This is a genomic window from Paenibacillus maysiensis, from assembly GCF_000520815.1.
Lineage (GTDB): Bacteria > Bacillota > Bacilli > Paenibacillales > Paenibacillaceae > Paenibacillus > Paenibacillus maysiensis.
On sequence record NZ_ASRY01000237.1, the window covers coordinates 1 to 25,522 of the forward strand.

The 25,522-nt window shown below is 49.9% G+C and carries 2 protein-coding genes; one reads left to right on the forward strand and one right to left on the reverse strand.

Going from position 1 to position 25,522, the window contains the following annotated elements; all coding sequences use genetic code 11:
- Nucleotides 1-597 precede the first annotated feature (597 nt).
- Nucleotides 598-1,632: an alpha/beta hydrolase gene (locus tag L696_RS0117155; RefSeq protein WP_025684735.1), complete on the forward strand. Its 1,035-nt coding sequence runs from the start codon at nt 598-600 to the stop codon at nt 1,630-1,632.
- A gap of 109 nt (nt 1,633-1,741) precedes the next feature.
- Here L696_RS0117155 and L696_RS0117160 read toward each other — a convergent pair whose 3' ends face one another.
- Nucleotides 1,742-25,471, reverse strand: coding sequence for a non-ribosomal peptide synthase/polyketide synthase (locus L696_RS0117160; protein ID WP_025684736.1), 23,730 nt, complete (start codon nt 25,469-25,471; stop codon nt 1,742-1,744).
- Nucleotides 25,472-25,522: the final 51 nt, after the last annotated feature.

The following is a 25,522-nucleotide window of genomic DNA, read 5'->3' on the forward strand; positions in this document are numbered from 1 at the left end:
TGAAACTGACGAGATAAAATATCTCTTTTACACTCCAATTTCATACAACCTTACGGCATGTACCGAAATCTTTGTGGTTGATTTTGCGAACAAAATCATTTACTCACTCGTTGTTCAGTTTTCAAAGATCAAACATTTCTTTTTCGTTGACTCAGCTTGTCGCCTTACCAACTCTTATATCTTATCATGTCCGAACCAACTTTGCAAGCATTTTTTTAAAATCTTTTTTGTAACACTCGCTCGCAATATTGTATTTCTTGGCCGGAATTAGAATATATCATACTAGGTATTTAAATGCAACCTTTTTTATTAAATTGTTTGCCTCGAAATATCGGGTTACTCATTACAATTCAAGTTCAAAGTCTGATTTTTCTTTAATATTGATGATTTGATAAAGAAAGGATGGGTAAACATGATAAGAGAACGCCATCGCCATAACCACCCACCCTCTAATAGAGAGTAGGCGGATATTACGCAACTTCATTTTGATAGTTTACATGCAATCTTCAGCAAGCCACAAACCACACGAAAACAATTTTGTTTCATATGACATTAGGTGATGATTAATTATTACATTATAGAGGAGTAGATTTTTAAATGAAGCAACGAAGGCGAACATGGACGAGAATTGTGACTCTTATCATCTCTTGCTTACTGCTTGTCGTTATCTCTGGATTTGTGTATGAGTGGATTGCATCCAAACAGGATAAATTGCAGTACCCCCCTCTGGGGGAAATGGTCGACGCCGGGGAATATCGACTTCATATTCACAAACTTGGTAGCGGCTCTCCGACCATACTGCTTGAATCGGGGAGTGGGGAAAGTAGCCTGTCCTGGAGAGATATTCCCGAAAAGCTGTCATCATTCGCCACCGTTGTATCCTATGACCGGGCAGGCTATGCCTGGAGCGAGGAGGCTGCTACTCCACGAACCGGGGAAAACATCATTCGGGAGCTTCATGTCGCCTTAAAGAATGCAAACATTCAGGCTCCTTATATTCTTGTAGGCCATTCCCTCGGGGGGATGTACTCAAGGCTGTATGCACAAACGTACAGAGACGAGGTGGCAGGATTGGTCCTGGTGGATGCCAGGCCTGAGAATGACGCCCGTCGGACAAATGAGATCTATGCCAAGGAACGACCTAAGGGCAATCCCTCGCCGTTACTATCCATTCTCCTAGAAAAGTCGGGGGCTTTCCGTCTGTTCCCCAATTATATGCTAACGGGTCGTGTCGAGTATCAAGATAGAAAATCTTTTGTGAATATTGTCGCTTCCCCCAAATACTTTCGATCTGTTGCCGAGGAGGGTGATCTGGCGAGCACTACCGAAGATGCCATACGAGGGCAGCATCTGGGTAACCTCCCTGTACGTGTGATTGCCCGGGGCATCCAACAAGATTTGACTCAGTTCGGTATTAGTAAACGCGGAAATGATCAGATCGAACAAAGCTGGCAAATTGGACAGCGCGAGATGCTTAACATCTCTACAAACAGCAAATTTATTGTTGCCAAGAAGAGCGAGCATATGATTATCCATGATCAACCGGAGCTTGTCATCCAAGTAATCTGTGAACTCATCACCGACACCAGTCACTTTCAGTCAACCATGTCTAAAGCATACACAGATGATTAGGGACTTTATATGTTAATGACAGCATAAAAAAACAAAAGACGCCCGAGTTCCTTCTATATAAAGGAATCCGGGCGTCTTTGCTGTCTAACACTATTATACTTGATTGATCTTAGGACAAAATGGACTTATTTTCAGGTGATGCTTCTGCGACCTTGCGAAGAATCTGTCTCAGTACTTTAGCATTTTCTCCAACAAAACCGGAATCAAGCAGCACATCATGCGTTCCGATGACTTTGTATTCTTTGTATAGACCAAGCGTCGCCTGTTGCCATAACAATTTATCTAATGATGTATCCGGACCAATACTATCATCCTCTGCAATCAGAGCATGGATATTCGCATGAACTTCACCTGAGTTAATAAGCTCATCGCGGTAGACGGAGTAAACCAACATTTTGTCCATGACTCGCTCCCTGTCCACTGGATCTGCGAGGAATACTTTGTACTGGTCCCTAATGCTGTCCAGTACCATCTCGACAATCTCTTCAAGCTCCTCCGGTGTCGATTCATCCTTGGACATCTTTCTCATAGCATCTACCATAATAATGTCGCTAACATGGTGACCTCGGCTTTCCATGGCTTTAGCTACCTCGAAGGCGAGATTTCCTCCAAGTGAGTATCCCAGGAATACATATGGGCCCTCTGCTTGAATATCCACGATGGCATCGATGTATCGATCCAGCATATCTTGACCCTGGAAACGATCGCCGATAAATTCCATCCCGTACACCTCGCAAAGCCCTTCCAGCTCCTTGGCCATCTCATAGTATCCCAGAGAGTGGCCTACCCGTGGAGGGAAGCAAAATACTTTGAGCGTTCCTTTCCCTGGGAAGCGGATAATTTCCATTTCCTCTTCATTAGCAGCAGTTGTTGCTTGCAGCTTGGAAATTTCATGCGCCATTTCTTCCACAGTCGGCAGATTAAACACGACTTGGAGTGGGAGCTGGACGCCCATACCGGATGAGATCCTTTGGATCAAGCCCAATACTTTCAGGGAATGGCCCCCAAGTTCGAAGAAATGATCCCTGATCCCGATTTCCTGTACGCCGAGCACCTCGGACCAAATCTGAGCGAGCTCTACTTCTGTTTGCGTACGCGGCGCGATATACTCCGCTGTGCTCCGCAGAAGTGTTTCCGGTGCCGGCAGAGCTTTGCGATCCAATTTGCCATTCGGATTCAGCGGCATATGTGCCAACTGTACGAAAGCAGACGGAATCATGTAGCTCGGCAGCTCGCTGGCCAGTGCCTCACGTAACACGCCCGCTGTAAGCCCCTCCTCAGCCACGAAGTACGCGCAAAGCTGAGTACTTCCAGTGGAATCAGCCAGTGCAAGAACAACCGCTTCCTGCACAGATGGCACTTTCAAAATTTGTGCTTCCACTTCTCCCAACTCAATGCGGTAACCCCGGATTTTTACCTGGTGATCGATCCGTCCCAAATACTCAATATTCCCGTCTGGCAGCCATCGGGCCAAATCGCCCGTCCGGTAAATCCGTGCTCCCGGTTTGTACGGGTGAGGAATGAACTTCTCTGCCGTCAGGTCTGGTTGGTTGAAGTACCCTCTCGCTACCCCTTCGCCTGCTATGCAGAGTTCTCCCGGTACACCCACCGGTGATACCTGAGAAGCGCTGTCCATCATCCATACTTGAACGTTAGCGTACGGTTTACCGATAGGTACATGCGTTAGAGCAGCAGTCTCAGGGCTCGTTGTATATCGGGTCGCATATACGGCCGCTTCCGTTGGACCATAGATGTTCTCCAGTACTGCGTATGGAGATACTTTATAGTACTCTTCTACAAGTTTGGCAGGCAACGTCTCGCCGCAGGCAAACAGGTATTTCAGAGTAAGGAATCCTTGGGTGCCGCTTTCTTTCAAGTATTGAACGAGCACACTGAGCATCGACGGCACCAAATTGAGATGCGTGATACGGTTCGTATCCACGGCCTCCAGCAGTGCCATCGGGTCTTTGTCCACGCCTTGTGGCAGGATCACGAGAGTCCCCTGTCCAAAGAACCAGCAGAACAGCTCCGGCACGGAGAAGTCAAAGGTGAATGTCGTTTTGAGCAGGAAACGGTCACCTGCCAACATCGGATATTCAGCTTCCAACTGGCTCAGCGTATGAACGGCGGAACGATGCTCGATCATTACACCTTTCGGCTTGCCCGTTGAACCTGACGTGTAAATGATATACGCCAGATGCTCCGGCCCCGCGATTGGCTCCAGATTCGAGTCATCCGCATGATACGCCTGCGGGTCATCGAGTGCCAGGATCGTGCCAGTGAACGGAAAGCGATCTTTGAGATGGTTCTTCGTCAGCAGAAGCTTCGCTCCCGAATCCTCCAGCATATGGCGAATACGATCTTCCGGGAACTCCGGATCAATTGGTACATAGGCCCCACCCGCTTTTAGAATGGCATGGATACCAATAATCATCTCAAGCGAGCGCTCAACCATAATGCCGACTGGTTGATCCGGTCTGACTCCTTGGGCACGCAGCGTACGTGCAAGACGGTTCGCCTGCTGATGAAGTTCTCCGTAGGTTAGCTTCGTTTCTCCGTAAACAAGTGCTGTACGATCCGGTGTGAGCGCTGCTTTTTCCTCAAATATACCGTGAAGGGTCTGCTCACGCGGATAAGGAGCTGCTGTATCGCCCCACACCTCTATAATCTGCGATTTCTCTTCCGGCGTGATCAGCTCCAGCTCATCAATGCGGATGGCAGGATGAACAGACACACTTTCCAGAATCTTCATTAAGTGTCCTTGAATCCGTTCCACGCTCTCCCGATCATAGACACGGGCATTGTAACGGTACAAGAACTCCAGATTACGGCCCGGCAGCACAATGAGGTTAAAATCATAATTCGTCTGTTCAAACATCTGAACATCCGTAATTTTGTATTCAGCCTCTTCACTGGCAATTTTCTCTTCCAGATGCTCTTCTACCGGATAATTCTCGAATACCATAATATGAGAAATCAAATCTTGCTTTTGTTCACTCTGTGCTTGAATCTCATAGAGCGGATAGGAATCATAAGCATGTCCTGCCAAATATAATTCCTGCTGTCTTTTCATCACATGGGAGAACGAATCGCTTCCCTCGGCCTGTACCCGAACCGGAACTGTATTAATGAAGAGACCGATCATGCTTTCGATACCCGGAATCTCGGCAGGTCTTCCCGATACCACACTTCCGAAGACGACATCCTGGCTTCTATTGTAGCGCTGCAGCACGACACCCCAGGCTGCTTGCATCAGCGTGTTCATCGTTACCTGGTTCTGCTTGGCCACTTGCTCCAGCCGCTCGGTCAGTTCCCGATCCAACGTGAATACCAGCTTCTCCGACACGTAGGCTTCCGCTTTTCCGAGTGGCTGTGCTGTCGCCTGCGGCAGCTTCGTTTGCTGCTCGTAGCCTTCCAGATACTCTCTCCAGTAGGAGGAAGCCTCTTCTTCACCTTGCTCCTCCAACCATTGAATATACTGGCTGTACGGTGCAGCAGCAGGTAGCTCAGGCTCCCTTTGCTCACGCAGAACGCCATATGTTTCAAACACTTCCTGAAGTACAAGAGGCATACCCCAGCCATCCAAAATGATGTGATGAGAGCTCCACAGCAGATGGTACGCCTCTTCTGCTGTGCGCAGAATAGCAACACGCAGCAATGCTTCTTCGGTAAGATCAAAGCCTCTTGCCTTGTCCTGAGCAGTATAAGCTGCAAGACGTGCTTCAATTTCAGCGGATTCCAGCTCGTGCAGATCCTCGTATACGAAGTCACACGCTCTTTCTTTGAACACAATCTGTATAGGGAAATCGCCCCATCCGGCATGGAAATTCGTTCTCAATATGGCATGCCGTTTCATCAGATATTTTAAGCTGCGTTTGAAATCCTCGGGATAGAAGGCTCCCTGAATTTCAAATTTGGCCTGCTCAAAGTAGACTTCCGAATGAGGCTCCAGCAAGCTGTGGAACAACATTCCCTTTTGCATCGGTGTTAGTTTATACATATTTTCAATACTGCCGATATGCCGTGTCTGCTCTTCCAACTCCTCGATTTTTTCCAAGCCGATATCTTTGAGGAGTACATCGCTTGGTGTAAGCTCTGTTCTTTCCTTGCGTACACAATGTCCAATGACTTCGCTGAGACGGTTTTTCAAGATACCAACAAACTTAGCCACTGACTCCCCGTGGAACTGCTGACGGTTATAGCTGACCGAAAGTTGAAGCTGTCCTTCGGCAATCAGTCCATTAATGTTCAATGCCTGATGCTGCACCATCTGCTCACTGACCTCAGATCCTACCGGGTAAGGCGATACCTCCATCGTTCCCTCTGCAAGATCCTGGTCAAACTGCCCCAGGTAGTTGAAGGTAATCTCCGGTTCTGCCGAGAAGAAGGAGACATCCGATACGTCGCTCAGATATTTCAAAATACCATATCCGACACCTTTGTTCGGAATACGACGCAAGCCTTCCTTGACGCGCTTGATTCTGGCGCCGATCTCCAGTTCCTCTCCCATTTCAAGAGCGACAGGGTATTGGCTTGTAAACCAGCCCATTGTGCGAGTGATATCCAATTCCGGTACAATAGGCTCCCGTCCATGCCCTTCCAGAAGGATGCCTACACGTTCGATTCCCGTCCACTCGTGAACAGCCATACCGAGTGCCGTCAGGAGCAGATCGTTAACTTCCGTGTTGTAGGTGCGGTTCGCTTCTTTCAGGAACTGCTCTGTCTCTTCTGGCGACCACTTCACCGTAACAGCCTCGCTGTCTTTGATGAGAAGAGCGCCGTCTACGTTATTTTTTGGAAGAGGGGCGAAGCCATCTCCTTCTACTTTTGCCCAATAGCTGCGTTCTTGTTCAGCCGCCGGGCTGTTCGCATATTGTGTAATTCCCTCAACCCATGCACGGTACGAATCCGTCTTCTGCGGAAGCTTGACCGCTTCTCCGCGTGCTGCCTGCTCGTAGCCTTCCTGCAGGTCCTCAAAGAGAATACGCCAGGATACGCCATCCACAGCCAGATGATGAATAGCGATTAACAGATGTTCGCCTTCCGTACAGCGGAACAGACCCAGTCTAAAGAGAGGTCCATTCTCCAGAGAGATGCTGCGCTGAATGGCTTCCGCACCTGCTTCTATTGCCGAAGCCGGGTCTGTTTCTTCCTGCAGATCGTGGATTTGGAGGCTATAGAGCTCACCTTCACCCATGCTCCGGTTCCAGGCCTCCAATCCTTGTTCTCCTTGGCGGAACACCAGTCGCAACGCATCATGATGCTCTGCAATTTTCCGAGCAACCTCGGCGAGCGCATCGGTATTGAAGCCATCCCGTCGGTACAACATGACCGACTGATTAAAGTGATGCAGATCCATCGACTGTTCATCGAAGAATCTGTGCTGGGCAGGTCCCAGTCTTACCGCTCCGTGTATCTCGCTTTGGTCCGCAATTCGGCTGACCACACTAACGCGCTGTGCCAGCTCTGCAATTGTCGGATAACCGAACAAATCCTTCATTTCAAGCTTATAGCCCGCTTGGAGAAGCCTTGAAGAGACTTGAATGGATTTGATCGAGTCACCTCCAAGCTCAAAGAAATTATCATGTATGCCGACAAGCGGCACGCCGAGTACGCCTTGCCAGATTGAAGCCAAAATGTTCTCCACATCCGTCCGCGGAGCGGTAAAGTCTGCCCCCGCCTTTATACCCGAGTTCGGTTCAGGCAGTGCCTTGCGATCCAGCTTGCCATTCGGCGTCAAAGGCATCACGTCCAGTTGGACGAAGTAAGACGGGATCATATATGCAGGCAATCCGGCAGACAGTTCGTTTCTCAGCTCGCTCACAGACATTTCCCGATCGGCTACGAAGTAGGCACACAGCGATTTCTGCCCTTGGGCATCTGCCCACGCAACAACGAGAGCTTCCTCGACAAGTGGAATATCCAGCAGCTTGGCCTCAATCTCACCAAGCTCAATACGATAGCCCCGTATTTTAACTTGATGGTCAATGCGTCCAATGTACTCAATGTCTCCATTAGGAAGGCGACGAGCTAAATCCCCGGTGCGATACATATTTCCTTCCGAAGCGAACGGATTTCTAATGAATTTATCTGCGGTAAGCTCAGGACGGTTCAGGTACCCGCGGGCTACCCCGTCCCCGGCGATGTACATTTCGCCCTCCACGCCTAACGGTACGAGGCGAAGCTGTTCATCCAGGATATGGATGTATATATTGTCTGCCGACAATCCAATCGGTACGGATTCACGTGTATCCTTCGCAGGATCGTACAGGTGAATCATGCAGCCGACGACCGTTTCGGTTGGACCATATTCATTGTAGATTTTGATGTTGCCGCCAAAGAGATCTGTGATGGCTTTCGACAAATGTGTGGTCAAATTCTCTCCACCCACAATGAGCTGCCGAATGCGACTTTCCGCCGGGATGGCCATATCTTTAATCAGGCTGAGATGAGTCGGCGTCAGCTTGAGAATATCCACCGCATTTTCGCGCAAAATATGCTGTACAACCTCCGCTTTATCTATACCATCATAAATCCGCACTAAGCCTCCGTTAATTAATGGAGTAAAAATCGACGTCAGCGTCAGGTCAAACGAAATGGATGAGTATAGCGGGAAATCCGTTGGTTTTCCAGCACAATAGACCTTATTGGCCCACCAGATGTAGTTCACGATCCCTTTGTGGTTAATCATGGTTCCCTTCGGATTTCCTGTTGTACCCGAGGTATAGATTAAATACACCAGATCGTTTCCTCCAACAGGAATATTGGGATTATCCACCCCAGTTCCGTAGATGTGCGGCGAATCCAATTCCATAACGATTCCCTCAAAAGAGGCCAACTCCGTCAGGTGGCTCTGTGTGAGCAGAATCTCGGCGCCGGAATCCTTCAGAATATACTGAATCCGCTCCTGCGGATATTCAGGATCAATAGGCACATAGGCTCCGCCCGCTTTGAGCACACCCATGATGGCGACAAGCAGCTCTACAGACCGATCTGCCAACAGACCTACCACTTGTTCACTCCGTAGTCCCTGGGCTATCAAGGTAGAGGCCAGTCTGTTCGCCCGCTCGTTCAGTTCCCGATACGTGATCTGGATGTCCCCGTTTACAGCCGCAATCTTATCCGGCGTACGGACAACCTGTTCTTCAAACAAGGTATGCAGACCCTGATCACTTGGATAGGTATGGGCCTTGCCACCCCAGTCAAGCAGGTTCACCCGTTCCTCAGATGTTACGATCTCCAGTTCCCGGATAGTCGCCTGCGGACGAGCAGCCACCTGATCAAGCATTTGCAACAGGTGTCCTCCGATTCGTGCAATGCTTTCTTGCTCGTAAACCAAAGCATTGTAGCGAATGCAGACCTTGATATCCTCGCCTGGAATCACAACCAGGTTAAAGTCATAGTTGGTTTGTTCAAACATGGTGAAGTTGGCGACTTCGAGATTGTCCTCCGTTTGATTCCCCGATTGCTCCACCTGTTCGTCGAGCGGGTAATTTTCAAAGATCATAATATGAGAAATCAGATCCTGCTTTTGGCTTGTTTTCCCCTGAATCTCATACAGTGGATAGGTGTCGTAAGCACGACCTGCCAGCGATTGTGCCTGTGTACGTTTCATGACCTCGACAAAGGCTTCGTCTTTGGATGACTGCACACGGATAGGTACTGTATTAATGAACAGACCCACCATATTTTCGATCCCTGCAATCTCAGCCGGTCTACCCGACACAACACCGCCAAAAACCACATCCGAGCTGGCATTATAACGTTGAAGAATCAGTCCCCAGGCTGTCTGCATGAGTGTGTTGACGGTCACGTGATTTCGCTTCGCGACAACATCCATTTTACCGGTCAAGGCTGCACCCAGATGGAGAACATGCTCATTCAGAACATAGCCCGCTTCTTTGGCTTGTGATTTCGTTTTGCCGTCCGGCAATACGGTGTTCCCGTCATAGTCTTCGAGGTATTGGCTCCAATACGTTGAAGCTTCTTGATCATCCTGTGCGTCAAGCCACTCGATATAACGGCTATAGGGCTGAGCTGGCGGCAGCACAGGCTGTAATTGCTGTTTCTTGGCAGAATAATAATCGAACAGCTCCTGTGTAATGATCGGGATACACCAGCCATCCATGACAATATGGTGGAAGCTCCACAATACAAGACAGCTTTGATCCTTCTGCAAGACGGTCACTCGCATCAGCGAATCTTCTGACAAGCTGAATCCCTTAACCATATCTTCAGCCGTGTAAGCCTTGATCCGGGCTTCTTGTTCCTGCATAGATGCGTCGCGCAAATCTACGTAGTGCAGAGGGATTAACCGCTGCTTAAAGACAACTTGCAGCGGTACATCAGCAATGTTGTTGTAAAAGCCGGTACGTAGTATGGCATGTCGTTGCACCAAAGCCTGGAAGCTCTCGAAGAAGATATCTACATCGAAGCTGCCACGCAGCTCAAACGTTGCCTGTTCGAAGTATGAAGAGGAGTCCGGCTCCAGCAAGCTGTGAAACAGCATTCCCTTCTGCATTGGCGTCAGCTTGTACACATCCTCAATCTCTCCGATGTGGGTCGTCTGCGCCGTGAGTCGATCAAGCTGCTCCAATGTTAATCCTTGGAACAGAACATCACTTGGCGTAAGCTGTGAACGCTCCTGAGCCACACAATGCCGGATGACCTCACTAAGGCTTGACTGTAATAATTCAGCAAAATGACTCACCGTCTCCTTACGATACTGCCTGCTGCTGTACGTAATCGTCAGTGATAGCTGGCCTTCGGCAATCATGCCATTTACATCCAGAGCATATTGCTGTGGTGTGAGATCGCTGAGCGCCTTACCAACTGAATGTGTGGATAGGCTAAGGGCATTACCCTCCAAATCCTGATCAAACTGCCCAAGATAATTGAAGGAAATCTCCGGCTCTGCGCCGAATCCGACACTTTTCTCCGGTGCCATATACTTCAGAAGACCGTAGCCGATTCCTTTGTGCGGAACATCTCGCAAATTCTCCTTGATGCGCTTGATTCGCGCAGATACTTCCTGTCCGCCTTGCAGGTTCAGCAGAACCGGATACTGGGTTGTGAACCAGCCCACGGTACGGGTAATATCCAGGTCTGGTACGATCATTTCCCGTCCATGCCCTTCAAGATTGACCAAAATCCGCTCCATGCCTGTCCAGCGCTGAACGGCTGCCCCCAGAGCAGTCAAGAGCAAATCATTCGTCTCCGTATGATACGCCCGGTTCGCTTGTCGCAACAGCAGGTCCGTTTCTTCCGCAGACCACGTTACCGTAACCGATTCAGTATCCCGAATGGTGCCTGGCTCCTGATCCTCATCCTTCGGCAGTGGGGCTAAAGTTGCCTCCTCGATTTGCTGCCAGTATGCACGCTCCTTGTCCAGAGCAGGCCCTGCTGCATACTTCGCCGCTTGCTCCGACCACACAAGATACGAATCGGTCTTTTGTGGAAGAACAATCGCTTGTCCATTCAACGCCTGTTCGTATCCGGCTGCAATGTCCTCGAACAGGATGCGCCAGGATACGCCGTCAACCAGGAGGTGATGAATGACAATCAACAAATGATCGCCATCGTCACAATGGAACAGGCCTAGCTTGAACAGTGGGCCACCTTCCAAGTCAAAGCTCGCCTGAATGGCATCGGCTTGGGCCTGAACCGCGGCTGTCTGGTCTTCCGCCTGCCGCATATCGGCGATATCCAATGTATAGAGTTCTCCTTCGTCCGTTCCCCGATTCCAAGCTGTGTATCCAGCTTCTGTAGGCCGGAAAACCATGCGCAGCGCGTCATGATGGATCGCAATTTGGTCCATTGTCAACCGGAGTGCAGCCTCATCAAAGCCGTCTTTCCGATAGAGCATAACAGCATGATTGTAATGGTGCGGCTCCGCTGTATGGCGTTCAAAGAACCAACGCTGAATTGGCATTAACTCTGCTGCACCTTTAATCTCACCCTGCTCTGCTGTACGTCCGGCTGCCTGAAGATACGGGCTTAGCTCGGCAATTGTCGGATATTTGAAGAGATCCTTCATCTCTAATTTATATCCGGACTGGAACAATCTCGAGGACACTTGGATCGCCTTGATGGAGTCACCACCCAGATCGAAGAAATGATCATGGATGCCGACCTGCTGCGCCCCCAGCACACCTTGCCATACGGATGCCAATGCTTCCTCAGCCTTCGTCCTTGGCGCTTCATAAACCGCTCCAGTCTGCACATTGGCCTCCGGAGCCGGAAGCGCTTTGCGATCCAGCTTGCCATTTGGCGTCAATGGCATCTGTTCCAATTGCATAAAGTAAGACGGAATCATATAAGCCGGCAGTTCAGCAGCCAAGGCTTTTCTCAACTCGCCTACCGTTAGCATCTGATCGGCAGTGAAATAGCCGACAAGCACTTTTTGTCCACTTCCATCCTCCCGGGCGAGCACAACGGCCTCCCTTACAGACGGAGCATGGAGCAGCTTCGCTTCCACTTCGCCCAGCTCGATACGGTAACCACGGATTTTAACCTGATGGTCAATCCGTCCCAGGTACTCCATGCTGCCATCCGGCATCCAGCGTGCCAAGTCACCCGAGCGGTACATGCGCTCGCCCGCTTCAAATGGATGAGCGACAAACTTCTCTTCCGTCAATTCCGGTCGGTTCAGGTAGCCGCGCGCCAGGCCTTCGCCCGCCACATAGAGTTCACCCGGAATACCAATCGGCTGTGGTCGGCGTTGTTCATCCAAAATGTACGCACGCAGCGTCGGAATCGTGGTGCCGATATTGCTGCGGCCCTGTTCAATTTCCAGCTCTGTAATTTCCTTGTATGTTACATGCACGGTCGTTTCGGTAATGCCGTACATGTTGATGAGCTGCACTTGCGGGTACTTCGTTCTCCAGTCCTTGAGCAAGGCCGGGCTTAATGCCTCTCCACCGAAGATGATCATGCGGAGGCTCAGTTCTGCCGCGTGATGACCAAGCTCTTCCTGTAGCAATTGGTAAAAGTAGGTCGGCGTCTGATTCAAAACGGTGACCTTCTGGTCTTTCAGCAATTGCAGGAAACGATCCGGACTCTTCGCGGTAAGCGATGGAACGATGACCAATCGTCCTCCGTTCAGCAATGCCCCGTACATTTCCCATACGGAGAAGTCAAAGCAGAACGAATGGAAGAGTGTCCACGTATCCTGAGGACCGAAATCAAATAGATTTTTATCATTAAAGAGCAGGCGAACTACATTTTTGTGCTCAATCAGCGTTCCCTTTGGCTTGCCTGTCGTACCCGATGTGTAGATGACGTAGGCAAGATGCTCAGGTCCGGCCGCAGGCTCCAGGTTGGAGACATCTTTCTTGTAGGAAGCCGTCTTGTCCAGACTTACGATGTCCCCGGCGAAGGAGACACGTTGTTCCAGATGCGCTTGTGTCAGCAGCAGCTTGGCTCCCGAATCCTCAAGCATAAAGCGAATGCGGTCCTCTGGATATTCAGGGTCTACAGGGACATAGGCCCCGCCTGCCTTCAAGATGGCTAAAATCCCGACCACCATTTCAAGGGAACGATCCGCCATGATTCCAGCCAAACCGTCTGGTTGCAGACCACGCTCCCTCAGCGTTCTGGCAAGTCCGTTGGCCCGCTCATTCAGCTCGCTATAGGACAGGGCTGCATCTTCACAAACAACTGCCACTGCGTTTGGAGTACGGACAGCCTGTTCCTCGAACAGCGTATGAATCGTCTTGTCACGAGGATAATCTGCTTTCGCTTCGTCTGTATCCTTCATCAGCCTTGATTTTTCCTCAGGTGTCACGATATCAAGGGATGACAACGGCATTGCTGGATTGGCAGTTGCTTCCCGAATAAGCTGTACAAAATGGCCCGCCATCCGCTCAGCAGTCTCTCGCTTGTAGATCGCAGTCGAGTACTCAAGCGTGCAGTTCAATACCCCATCTACTTCACTCACGGTCAGCGTAAGGTCAAACTTGGCGGCCGGATGTACATGATCGTAAGGAGTGAAGCGCAATCCCTCTATTTCTTGTTCTCCCTGCTCGATATTTTGCAGGACAAACATGGTATCAAATAGCGGGTTGCGGCTCAGGTCACGTTGAAGCTCCAGCTTTTCTACCAGCTCCTCGAACGGATAATCCTGGTTTTCATAGGCCCGCAGCGCTGTTTCCTTCACTTCCTGCAAATAAGCCTCGAAAGACTTCTCCCCTTCCGGATAAGTACGTAGTGCCACTGTGCCGACGAACATACCGATGAGGCCTTCGAGTGTGGCATGGGATCTTCCCGCCACAGGTGAACCGACAATGACATCTTCCTGACCTGTGTACTTGTGCAAGAGCGCTGTATAGGCTGCCAGCAGTACCATGAACAGAGTAGAACCCGTTCGGGTAGCCAGCTCCTGGAGTGAACCGCTCAGAGAAGAATCAATATGGAAGTCGATTCGATCCCCCGCAAAGCTTCGCACCGCAGGACGGACTTCATCTCCCGGCAAATCCAGCACTGGCAAGCTTCCGCGGAATGCATCCAGCCAGTAAGCTTCCTGGGCCTTAAGACGTTCGCTTCCGAGTTGCTCTTGCTGCCATACGGCATAGTCTGTGTACTGGATCTGTAGCGCAGGTAATAAGTCCTCCTCTTGATAGAAGCGGAGAAACTCTTCTATGAGAATATTCATAGAAACCCCATCTGAGACAATATGATGCATGTCAAACAACAGTAAGTGGCGCTCATGCGCAATCCGGATGAGGCCGACCCGCAGCAATGGAGCCTCGCCAAGATCAAAAGGACGGACAAATTGCTGAAGGGTAGCTCCTGCCTCTTCCTCGCTCAACTCCGCATATTCCACAGTAAACGGAACATCTGTTAGGAGCTGCTGTACAGGTTCACCGTTAACGGTCACAAAACGGGTACGCAGCGAACCATGGCGATGAATCAGACGACGGAATGCCTGCTCCAGCCGTTCCCGATCCAGGGCTCCCTCAACCGTAAGGATACCCGGCATATTGTAGCTCAGCTCTCCGCCTTCCAACTGACTTAGAATAAACAAGCGTTTTTGGGCTGAGGACAATGGGTAGTGCTCACGCACGCCCGCTGTGGGAATTTCTTCAAAATCCAGCGGTGTATAGCTCTCAATGGCATGAGCCAAGCCTTCAATGGTAGGAGACTCGAACACTTCTCTCAGACTAATTTCGCGATTCATTTCCTTGCGAATTCGTGAGACTAGCAGGGCTGCACGCAGTGAATGACCTCCAAAATGGAAGAAATTATCATTCACTCCCGCGTTCTCTACACCCAACACTTCTTGCCAAATTTCAGCTAATTGAATTTCCACAGGTGTCTTCGGAGCTACAGATGAAGCAGCTACCCATCCGTGTTCTCCCTGCAACGCTTTTCGATCGATTTTTCCGTTCGACGTCAGAGGCATATCCTCTAGCTGTATGAAGCGGGAAGGGATCATATATCCAGGTAACATCTCCGACAGAACTGTCCGGAGCTCGGATGCCTCAAGTTTCTGAGCGGCTACGAAGTAAGCGACCAGATCCTTCTGACCGTCATCGCCTTCCACAGCCATGACCACGACTTCCTGTACGGACGGCACTCTGAGCAATTGTGCTTCGACCTCACCCAACTCGATTCGATAACCGCGAATTTTGACTTGGTGATCTATTCGACCCAAGTACTCGATGGTACCATTCGGTAACCAGCGAACCAAGTCACCCGTTCGATACATACGCTCCCCTGGAGTAAACGGATTTTCCACAAACTTCTCATCCATTAACGCAGGCCGGTTATGATACCCCCGTGCTAACCCGATACCCGAAACGCAGAGCTCTCCAGCTACGCCGACAGGCAACAATCTGAAATGGTCATCCAAGATGTACACGCTATGGTTAGCAATAGGTCGTCCAATAGACACAATATCCGTTGCTTCCTCACTGTCCGGGACAGACCAGATTGTGGTGCATACGGAGTCTTCCGTTGGGCCATAGCCATTGGAGTATCGCACATGCTTCCTCCACTTTTCGATCAACTCGACCGATGCGGCCGATCCGGCGGTAAGCAGGCATCGCAGTGCTGGCAGGCGCTCCGGCTCAAGGTGGATAGCGTAAGCTGGTGGCAAAGTCGCTATCGTAATTCCCTTGTCGTTTAGGAACTGCTCGAACAAGGTATAATCTAAAATGTCTTGTGTAGAAGGAATACACAGAGCAGCCCCTTGGCTCAGTGCCGTTAAAATTTCCGAAACCGATGCATCGAACGACAGGCTTGCAAACTGAACGATCCGATCCTGCGGTGTAACTTCGAAGTGTGCCCCATATACGTCCGAAAGATTTTGCAGTCCCCGATGTTCAACTAATACGCCCTTAGGCTGACCCGTCGTACCTGAAGTATAGATCACGTAAGCCAGATCATCCGGACCAGCAGTATCCTTCAAATTCGAGGTGTCGGCATCATATGTCGATGGTTCATCCAGCAACAAAACATTTTCCGTCCATCCAAGATGCTCCAGGAGACGGGTCTGTGTAAGGATCAGCTTCGCCCCGGAATCTTCAAGCATGTAACTGATTCGTTCTTTCGGATACTCTGGATCAATGGGAACATAGGCACCCCCCGCTTTCATAATGCCGTAGATTCCAACGATCATTTCGAGCGACCGTTCAGCAATCAGTCCCACCAGATCTCCCGTCTGGATTCCCTGAGTACGCAGCTTTCTTGCCACTCCGTTGGCTTTTGCATTGAGCTCGGCATAGGTCAGCATCTCGTCCTCGAACAGAATGGCAGTTGCGTCTGGCGTTCGTCCCGCCTGTTCCTCCAACAGCCCGTGGAACGTGCTACAGTGCTCGTAACTAACTTTCGTGTTTCCCCATACGTTCAGAATCTGCTCTCTCTCCTGCGGCGTGACCAATTCCAGAGCATCCACGGAAATGGCAGGGTTCTCTACAATTTGTTCCATGAGGTGAATCAAGTGTCCCTTGATTTGCTCAATCGTCATTTGATCATAGACGAGCGCATTGTATTGGAAAAGCAATCTCATCTCTTCGCCAGGGAGGATAATTAAATTAAAATCGTAATTCGTTTGCTCCAGAAGCTCAGCGTCCTCAATCTCAAAGTCAGCCTCGCCACCACCCAGACGCTCTACCTCTTCCTCAACAGGATAGTTCTCAAATACCATAATATGTGAGATTAAATCCTGTTTCTGATCGGTCTCAGCCTGAATCTCAAACAGCGGGTAGGTGTCGTACATATGAGAAGCCATAAATTGTTCCTGCTGCTGCTTCATCAGAATGGAGAAGGGGAGATTTTCCTCCGTCTTCACACGCACTGGAATCGTATTGATGAACAAACCGATCATTCGATCAATGCCCGGAATTTCTGCCGGTCTGCCGGATACTACACTTCCGTATACGACATCCCGGCTACCGTTATAGCGTTGAAGTGCAATGCCCCAGATGGATTGCAGCAATATATTCATCGTGACATGAGCATCTCTGGCTACCTTTTCCAGGCGTCCGGTTAATTCCTTGCCTAGGATGTAATTTTGCTTTTCTGATACATACCCTTCCCCTTTACTTGTTTCCCCGACCTGAGGTAAAAGCGTCTGTTGCTCGTAACCGGCCAGATATCGACTCCAATAGTTGGACGCAGCTGTCTCATCCTGCTTTTCCAGCCATTCAATGTATCGACTGTACGGCTGAACCTCTGCCAACTCAGGTTCTCTTCCTTCCAGGAGGGCAAAATAATGCTCAAACACCTCCTGCGTAATTAACGGAACACACCATCCATCCATGACGATGTGGTGAAAGCTCCATAAGAGACGGAAGCTATCTTCACCTGTGCACAAAATCGAAACACGGAGAAGCTCATCTTCGGATAGGTTGAAGCCCTGTGCTTTGTCTTTTACAGCAAATGTCTGCAAGTAAGCTTCGCGCTGCGATGCGTTCATCTCCCGCAGGTCTTCATATACCAGTTTGGCGCCTCTGTGCCGAAAAACAACCTGTAAAGGCTCGCTGCCCCATCCGCTATAAAAGTTCGTGCGCAGGATGGCATGCCGCTCCACCAATGCATCCAGACTGTGTCCAAAGGCTGCCGGATCAAAGCTACCCTTAAAGTCAAAGGCAGCCTGCTCAAAATAGGCACCTGTATGCGGCTCAAACATATCATGAAACAGCATACCCTTCTGCATCGGCGTCAGACTGTATACATTCTCAATATCACCTATGTGGCTGGTCTGCTTAGAGAGCTCTTCCAGATCGTCAATGCTTAGACCCTTCGCAAGCACGTCGCTTGGTGTCAATACAGTTCTTTCCTGGGTTACGCAATGGTGGAGAAGCTGCCGCAAGCTCTCTTCAATATATCCAGCGAGCTGTTCCATCGTAGATGACTTATACTGTTTTCCGTTATAAGTAATCGTCAGAGACAGGGCTCCGTCCGTCACCATGCCATTGATATCTAGCGCATAGGCTGGTTCCTCCAACAAGCTTTGGGCGCTTCCGGTCGGATAAGGCGAAATCTGCAACGAGCTTCCCTGCAAATCCTGATCAAATTGCCCCAGATAGTTAAAAGAAATCTCAGGCTGCAAGCTGAAGCTGTCTGCGTCCACCTGACTTGCCATGGTTTTGAGTACCCCGTATCCGATGCCTTTGTTCGGAATTCGGCGCAGCCCTTCTTTTACAGACTTGATCAAGGCTGCCTCTTCCAGGTTATCCCCCAAGTCTAAAATCACCGGATATTGACTTGTAAACCAGCCGACGGTACGGGTGATGTCGATATTCGGTATAATCGGCTCACGACCGTGTCCTTCCAGATTCACAGCAACCTTTCCGATGCCGGACCACTTGAATACCGCCATGCCCAGAGCGGTCAATAGCAGATCGTTCGTCTCCGTTTGATAAGCGCGGTGGGCTTTTCTCAACAGTTGGTCGGTTTCTTCTACAGTCCATTGTGCTGTTACCACTTCGCTATCCCGTAAAAGGAGGCTTTCTACAGCTGTATCCTTCGGCAACTGCTCGAGCTGCTGGCCTTCCATGTCTCTCCAATACGCCTGATGAATTTCGATTTCCGGGCTTTCCGAATAACGGAAAAGAGCATCACCCCAGTCACGGAAGGCGTCCGTCTTCTGCGGGAATGTCAGCACTTGTCCTTGAGTCACCTGTTCATAGCCTGCTGCGATATCCTCAAACAAAATCCGCCAGGATACTCCGTCCACCACCAAATGGTGGATCACGATCAGGAGATGGTCTCCATCCTGACAATGGAAAAGTCCTAACTTCAGCAGCGGACCCTCTGCCAGATTGATGCTGCGCTGAATGTCGTCCGACAACACTGTAATGGCTGCGACCGGATTGGATTCATTCCGTAAATCAGCGGTAAGCAGGCTATAAAGCTCTCCTTCTTCAAGACCACGATTCCAAGCCTCGTAGCCATGCTCTGTCTGACGAAAAACCATGCGAAGGGCGTCATGATGCTCAGCGAGTTTTCTCAACACCTGATGCAAGGCCTTTTCCTCAAACCCCTGTTCACGATACAGCATAACCGCTTGATTGAAGTGATGAGGCTCTGCCTGCTTCCGTCCAAAGAACCACTGTTGGACTGGAGTCAAGCGAGTCGCTCCACGCACAACTCCCTGTTCAGCCATATGCACAGCCGTTTGTATTTGCGCGCTTAGCTCCGCAATGGTTGGAGATTTGAACAGCTCCTTCATCTCTAAGCGATAACCAGCCTGTAGTAGCCGAGATGAAACCTGAATAGCCTTAATGGAGTCTCCTCCCAATTCAAAGAAATTGTCATGGATTCCCACCTGTTCGGCACCCAGTACCCCTTGCCAAACAGACGCCAAGGCTTCTTCGGCCGGTGTACGGGGAGCCGTGTACTTCCGTCCCGTATGCGCACCCACTTGAGGAGCCGGCAGAGACCTGCGGTCCACTTTTCCGTTCGACGTTAATGGCATACGATCCAGTTGCACAAAATAGGACGGGATCATATAACTCGGAAGCACTTGCGACAGGGCAAGACGCACTTCGCCTGCCGTGAGCATACGATCCGCCACATAATAAGCGCAAAGCTGCTTCTCTCCAAGCTCATCCGCGCGGACGACTACTACGGCGTCGATGACCCCCTCCACCTTGGCCAGTTGGGCATCTATTTCGGGGAGTTCGATGCGATAACCGCGTATTTTGACCTGTTCATCAATTCTTCCCTTAAATTCCAGATTTCCATCCGCAAGCCAGCGTACCAGATCGCCCGTTCGGTAGCAGAGCTCTCCATCCTTCACAGGACTAGGGACAAATTTTTCTGCCGTGAGATCAGGGCGATTGAGATATCCGCGCGCTACACCTTCACCGCCGACAATCAGTTCGCCCCAAGCTCCAATAGGTTGCAATTGAAGCGATCCATTGACCACATAAGCGGTCGAATTACTGATGGGGCGACCAATCGGCACCACCCCTTCAGCACGACCCGGAATCTTGTAGGTGGTGGAGAAGGTCGTATTCTCTGTCGGACCATAGCAATTGATAGGGACAAGATCAGGATTGGCCTCAATCACACGGTTCATATGAGATACGGACAGTACGTCACCACCGACGAACAATGTTTTTAGCCCTCTAAACAGGTACTCATCCTGCAGTGAAAGCTGATTAAAAAGCGGTGAAGTGAGCCACAACGTCGTAATCCCGTACTTGGCAATGGCAGCTTTGAGCCTATCAGCAATCAGGATGTCGTCGTTCTCCACGAAATAGAGCTGTCCGCCGTTAAGCAACGCCCCCCATATCTCGAAAGTAGAGGCATCGAAGGCCACCGCTCCTGTCTGCAAAATTCGGGTGGATTCATTCAGCTCCACATAATTGGTTTCCTTGACCAGACGAACCACGTTCCGGTGTTCAACCATAACACCCTTCGGTCTACCCGTCGTACCCGAAGTATAGATGACATAAGCGAGTCCCTGCGATCCATGGACAGTCTCCTCCGACTGACCGAGTTCATCTGCATAAGCCTCTTCACTGCTGAGGTCCACAATCGGTAAACCGTAGTCTACACTTACAAACTCACCCTTTTGCACCAATAGTAGCTTGGCACCTGAATCATTGAGCATATAGCGAACCCGATCCTCAGGGTATTCGGGATCAATAGGCACATAGGCTCCACCCGCCTGAAGCACCGCAAGCATACCAATAACCATCTCGATGCTTCGTCCGCCCATCACGGCCACAGGCTGCTCCCTCAACGTTCCCAAACGACGCAGCGTTTGGGCTAGCCGCCCCGCCTTCTCTTCCAATTCGAGGTAGGTTAGCCGAACATCGCCGAATACAAGCGCCGTCTGTTCCGGTGTACGCTTGACTTGCTCTGCGAACAGCTCGTGAATAGTCTTGTCCCTTGGATAAGGAGCCGATGTCGAGTTAAATACTTCAACGATCTGTACTTTCTCCTCAGGTGTGATCATTTCAATCTCGGCCAGTTGCAACTGAGGATTGGCTGCGACTGCGTGCAGAACCCGGAGCAAGTGCGTTGCAAGTCGCTCTACACTATCACGCCGATATAAAGCCGTACTATACTCGAGGCCAAAGGCTAGTTCTGCTCCCTGCTCCTCTACATTGAGTGACAGGTCAAATTTGGCTGTAACGGTCTCCAGCGGGTAAGGAGTAAAGCGCAGTCCATCCATTTCCTGCTCTTCCTGCTCCGTATTTTGCAATACCAACAGGGTGTCAAAGAGTGGATTGCGGCTGACATCACGTCCTACACCCAGCTTCTCAATCAGTTTCTCCAATGGATAGTCCTGATGCTCGAATGCCTTGAGCGCCGTTTCCTTGATTTCGAGGAGATAATCCTGAAAGGTCTTATCTCCCGCCGGATAGCTGCGCATACCCAGTGTATTGACGAACATCCCGATGATGCCCTCAAGCTCCGCTTGCGGTCTTCCGGCCACCGGAGAACCTACGATGATGTCCTCCTGCCCCGTATATTTGTGCAGCAGCACCGAATAAGCAGACAGCAATACCATATACAGCGTAGTACCTGTACGGGATGCAAGCTCTTGTAATGCCTTATTGCCGGACGCATCCAATGTAAAATCAATTCGGCTACCCTCGAAGCTGCGAACAGAAGGTCTTTGATAATCCGTAGGCAAATCAAGTACAGGCAGTTCCCCTTCAAAAGCCTGCAGCCAGTACGCTTCATGCTCTTGCCATTGGTTCTCTGAATGCTCCCGTTGCCATACAGCATAATCCTTGTACTGGATGTGCAGCTCTGGCAGCTGTTCCCCTTGATACAATGAGGTGAGTTCTTCCACCAGTATTTGAATGGAAACCCCATCCGAAATGATATGGTGCATATCAAACAGCAACAGATGACGTTCCTCATGTAGCTTCACCAAGCCAACACGCAGTAATGGAGCCTGACTAAGATCAAAGGCACGGATAAAGCTGCGTACGAGCGTATCCGCCTCCTCCACCGAAGCTTCTGTGTAGTCCAACGCGAATGACACATCCCTGTGCACACGCTGAACAAGCTCTCCATCCTTCATATAGAAGCCGGTTCTCAGGGATTCGTGACGCTGGATCAGTGCCTGGAACGCGGACTCCAGCCGAATGCGATCCAACGGTCCATCCACTGTGAATGCCCCAGGCATATTGTAGCTGAGCTCTCCCCCGTCCATTTGTCTCAACACATATAACCGCTTCTGCGCTGAGGACACAGGGTAAGCTTCGCTTTCCTCCGCCTGTGGAATGGATTCATACACGGTTGGAATGCGTTCCTTCAGCAGTCGCGCCAGGGACTCAACCGTAGGCGACTGAAACACTTCACGCAGCGAAATGCTGCATCCGAGCTCTTTTTGAATCCGTGAAACGAGCAGTGTCGCCCGCAAAGAGTGACCACCAATTTCAAAGAAATTATCTCTAACGCCCACGCGGGCAACTCCCAAAATATCCTGCCAGATTAGCGCTAGCTGGGCTTCCGCAGCAGTTCTCGGAGCCAAATAATCCTCGCTGGATTGTGTACTACCCTCAGGAGCTGGCAGAGCGCGACGATCCAGCTTGCCATTTGGCGTAAGCGGCATTTGCTCCAGCCGGACAAAATAAGAAGGGATCATATAAGCTGGTAGTTCCGCCGCCAACTGAGACCTTAATTCGCCCGGCGAAAGGTCGGTAGTGGCTACGTAGTAGGCGCACAGCAATTTTTGGCCCTGTTCGTCGTCCCGTGCGAGGACAATCGTTTCCCGTACGTTCGGAGCCTTGAGAATTTGCGCTTCTACCTCGCCAAGCTCAATTCGGTAGCCACGAATTTTGACCTGATGGTCGATCCGGCCCAAATATTCGATATTACCATCAGGCAACCAGCGAGCCAGATCTCCAGTGCGGTACATCCGATCTCCCGTCCGAAACGGATGCTCAACGAATTTCTCAGCCGTCAAATCTGGACGGTTCAAATACCCTCGGGCAAGACCGTCGCCCGCGATATATAGCTCCCCTGGGACCCCGACAGGCTGTAGGCGTCTTTGCTCATCAAAAATGTAAGCGCTAAGTGTCGGAATCGTTTTGCCAATATTGCTTTTCCCCGCTTCAATCTCATGTTCCGTGATTTCCTTGTAGGTGACATGGACCGTTGTTTCCGTAATACCGTACATATTAATCAGCTGCACATCAGGATACTTGACCCGCCAGTTTCTCAGAAGAGACGGACTTAAGGCCTCTCCACCAAAAATGATTTTTCTAAGGCTAAGCTCTGTCGAAGAGTGCGCCAATTCTTCCTGTAGCACCTGATAAAAATACGTTGGCGTCTGGTTCAAAATGGTGACTTGGTTGTCTTTCAACAACTCCAGGAAAGCTGCTGGACTCTTGGCTGTGAGAGACGGAACAATCACCAATTTTCCTCCGTAAAGAAGGGCTCCATACATCTCCCAAACGGAGAAATCGAAGCAGAACGAATGAAATAGCGTCCACGTATCCTGAGCACTGAAATCAAATAAATTTTGATCGTTAAAGAGCAGTCGAACTACATTTTTATGCTCAATCAGCGTTCCCTTCGGCTTGCCGGTTGTACCCGACGTGTAGATAACATAGGCTAGATTGCCGGGTCCCGAAATGCTCTCCAGATTTGAAGCGTCTCCTGTATACGATGCAGCTTCGTCCAGATTCACAAGCTTTCCGTCAAAAGTAGTGCACTCCCATAGATGGCTTTGAGTGAGCAACAGATGGACTCCCGAATCCTCCAGCATATAATGGATACGTTCTTCGGGATAATCAGGATCAATCGGTACATAGGCACCTCCTGCTTTCAAAATGGCCAACATGCCGACGATCATCTCCAAGGAACGGTCAGCCATGATCCCTACGAGCGTATCTGCTTCTACTCCCTCAGAGCGCAAATATCTCGCAAGCTGGTTAGCCTGCTCGTTTAGAGCTCGGTATGTAATGCACTGCTCGCCCATCTGAACGGCAACATGATCGGGCGTGCGCTCGGCTTGTTCTTCGAATAAGCCATGAATTGTCTTTTCACGCGGATAATCAGCTACAATCCCTTCCGAGAGAGCCAAAATGGATTGCTCATCTGCTTCTCCCAGCAGGGTTACCTCTGCGATGGAAAGCTGCGGTGTATGAATGATCTGCTCGGCGATCGTAAGCAACTGGGAAACCATGTCCGTTACTTCACTGCGTTCAAACAGCTTTGCCCGGTAATCGACATCCAGTACCAGCTCGCCTTCATCCAGGATCTCCACGATATGAAGCACAAAATCATTCACTTCGTCGCCGCAGAAATCATAATCCGTCAAAATGCGCACATCTTCCAGGTCAACCCAATTGATAAGTCGGTATTCCATGGAAACGCCAAAAAGACGCTGAATATCCTTGTTGCCATGCATTTCTCTTAGATCCTGGATTAACTGATTGTATGGATATTTCTGATGCCGCAGGATTGACAGCTGATCCCTGGCTACATCCTGCAGAAAGCTCAATACATCCATGTCCTTTTCGACGTATGTTCTGGCCGCAGCCGTACTAACGAACATACCGATCTTTTGCTTCTCTTTTTTGTTCCCCCGGTTAGCGAACGAAGTACCAATCACCACATCCGGCTGATTCGTCACTTTGTGTATGTAGATATACATCACACCCATGAAGAACTGAAACAGGGAAATCCTGTTCTGCTGGCAAAATGCCTGTAGCTCATGATAAAGCACCTCTGGTACGGTAAAATGCTCCCGAACGGCTTGAGTACTTAGAGATAACGGGTTATATGACTTCCAACCCGTAAGCTCAGGCAAATCAGAAAATTTATCAAGCCAGTATGCCTTATCCTTTTGGTATCTGTCAGAAAGTTCATATGCGTTCTCTTCTGCAATATATTGAATATAAGAGCAATCGTCATTCAGTGTGGGTTCATTTCCTTGAATGATTTGCATGTAAAACTCGGTCAACTGATTGCCATAGATCACCATTGAGATCCCGTCAGAAATAATATGGTGCATCTTGGTATTAATCCAATACTCTTCCTCGCTAATCTTCACAATCAAAAACTGGAATAGCTCAGAATCCAGCAGTGGCAAGGGTTTCCTCTTGTGCTGCTCAAGTAAGGCTTCCACCTCAGATATATTTTCATAATGGGTAAGATCCAGATATTCCAACTGTCTCTCTTCATAAGGAACGACATACTGCTGGGGCACTCCATCCACTGAGGTAATACGAATGCGGAACGCATCATATTGTTTGATTATCAAATGAATAGACTTCATGAAAGCAGCAATATGGATACGACCCTTCATCTTGGCTGTACCGGAAAGCTGTGACACTGACGTATCTGGATAGAGTAATTCGGTATACCATATACGCTTCTGCGCATTTGTTAAATCATATAACTGCATGTCATTCATCTCGTTCACTCCTATTCCGTGATGTGATTATCCTCCCGCTGCTACTGGCAG

Bases quoted from the DNA above. Each gene is read 5' to 3' on its own strand.
- L696_RS0117160 (WP_025684736.1), bottom strand. From the start codon at position 25,471: ATGAATGACATGCAGTTATATGATTTAACAAATGCGCAGAAGCGTATA.
- L696_RS0117155 (WP_025684735.1), top strand. From the start codon at position 598: ATGAAGCAACGAAGGCGAACATGGACGAGAATTGTGACTCTTATCATC.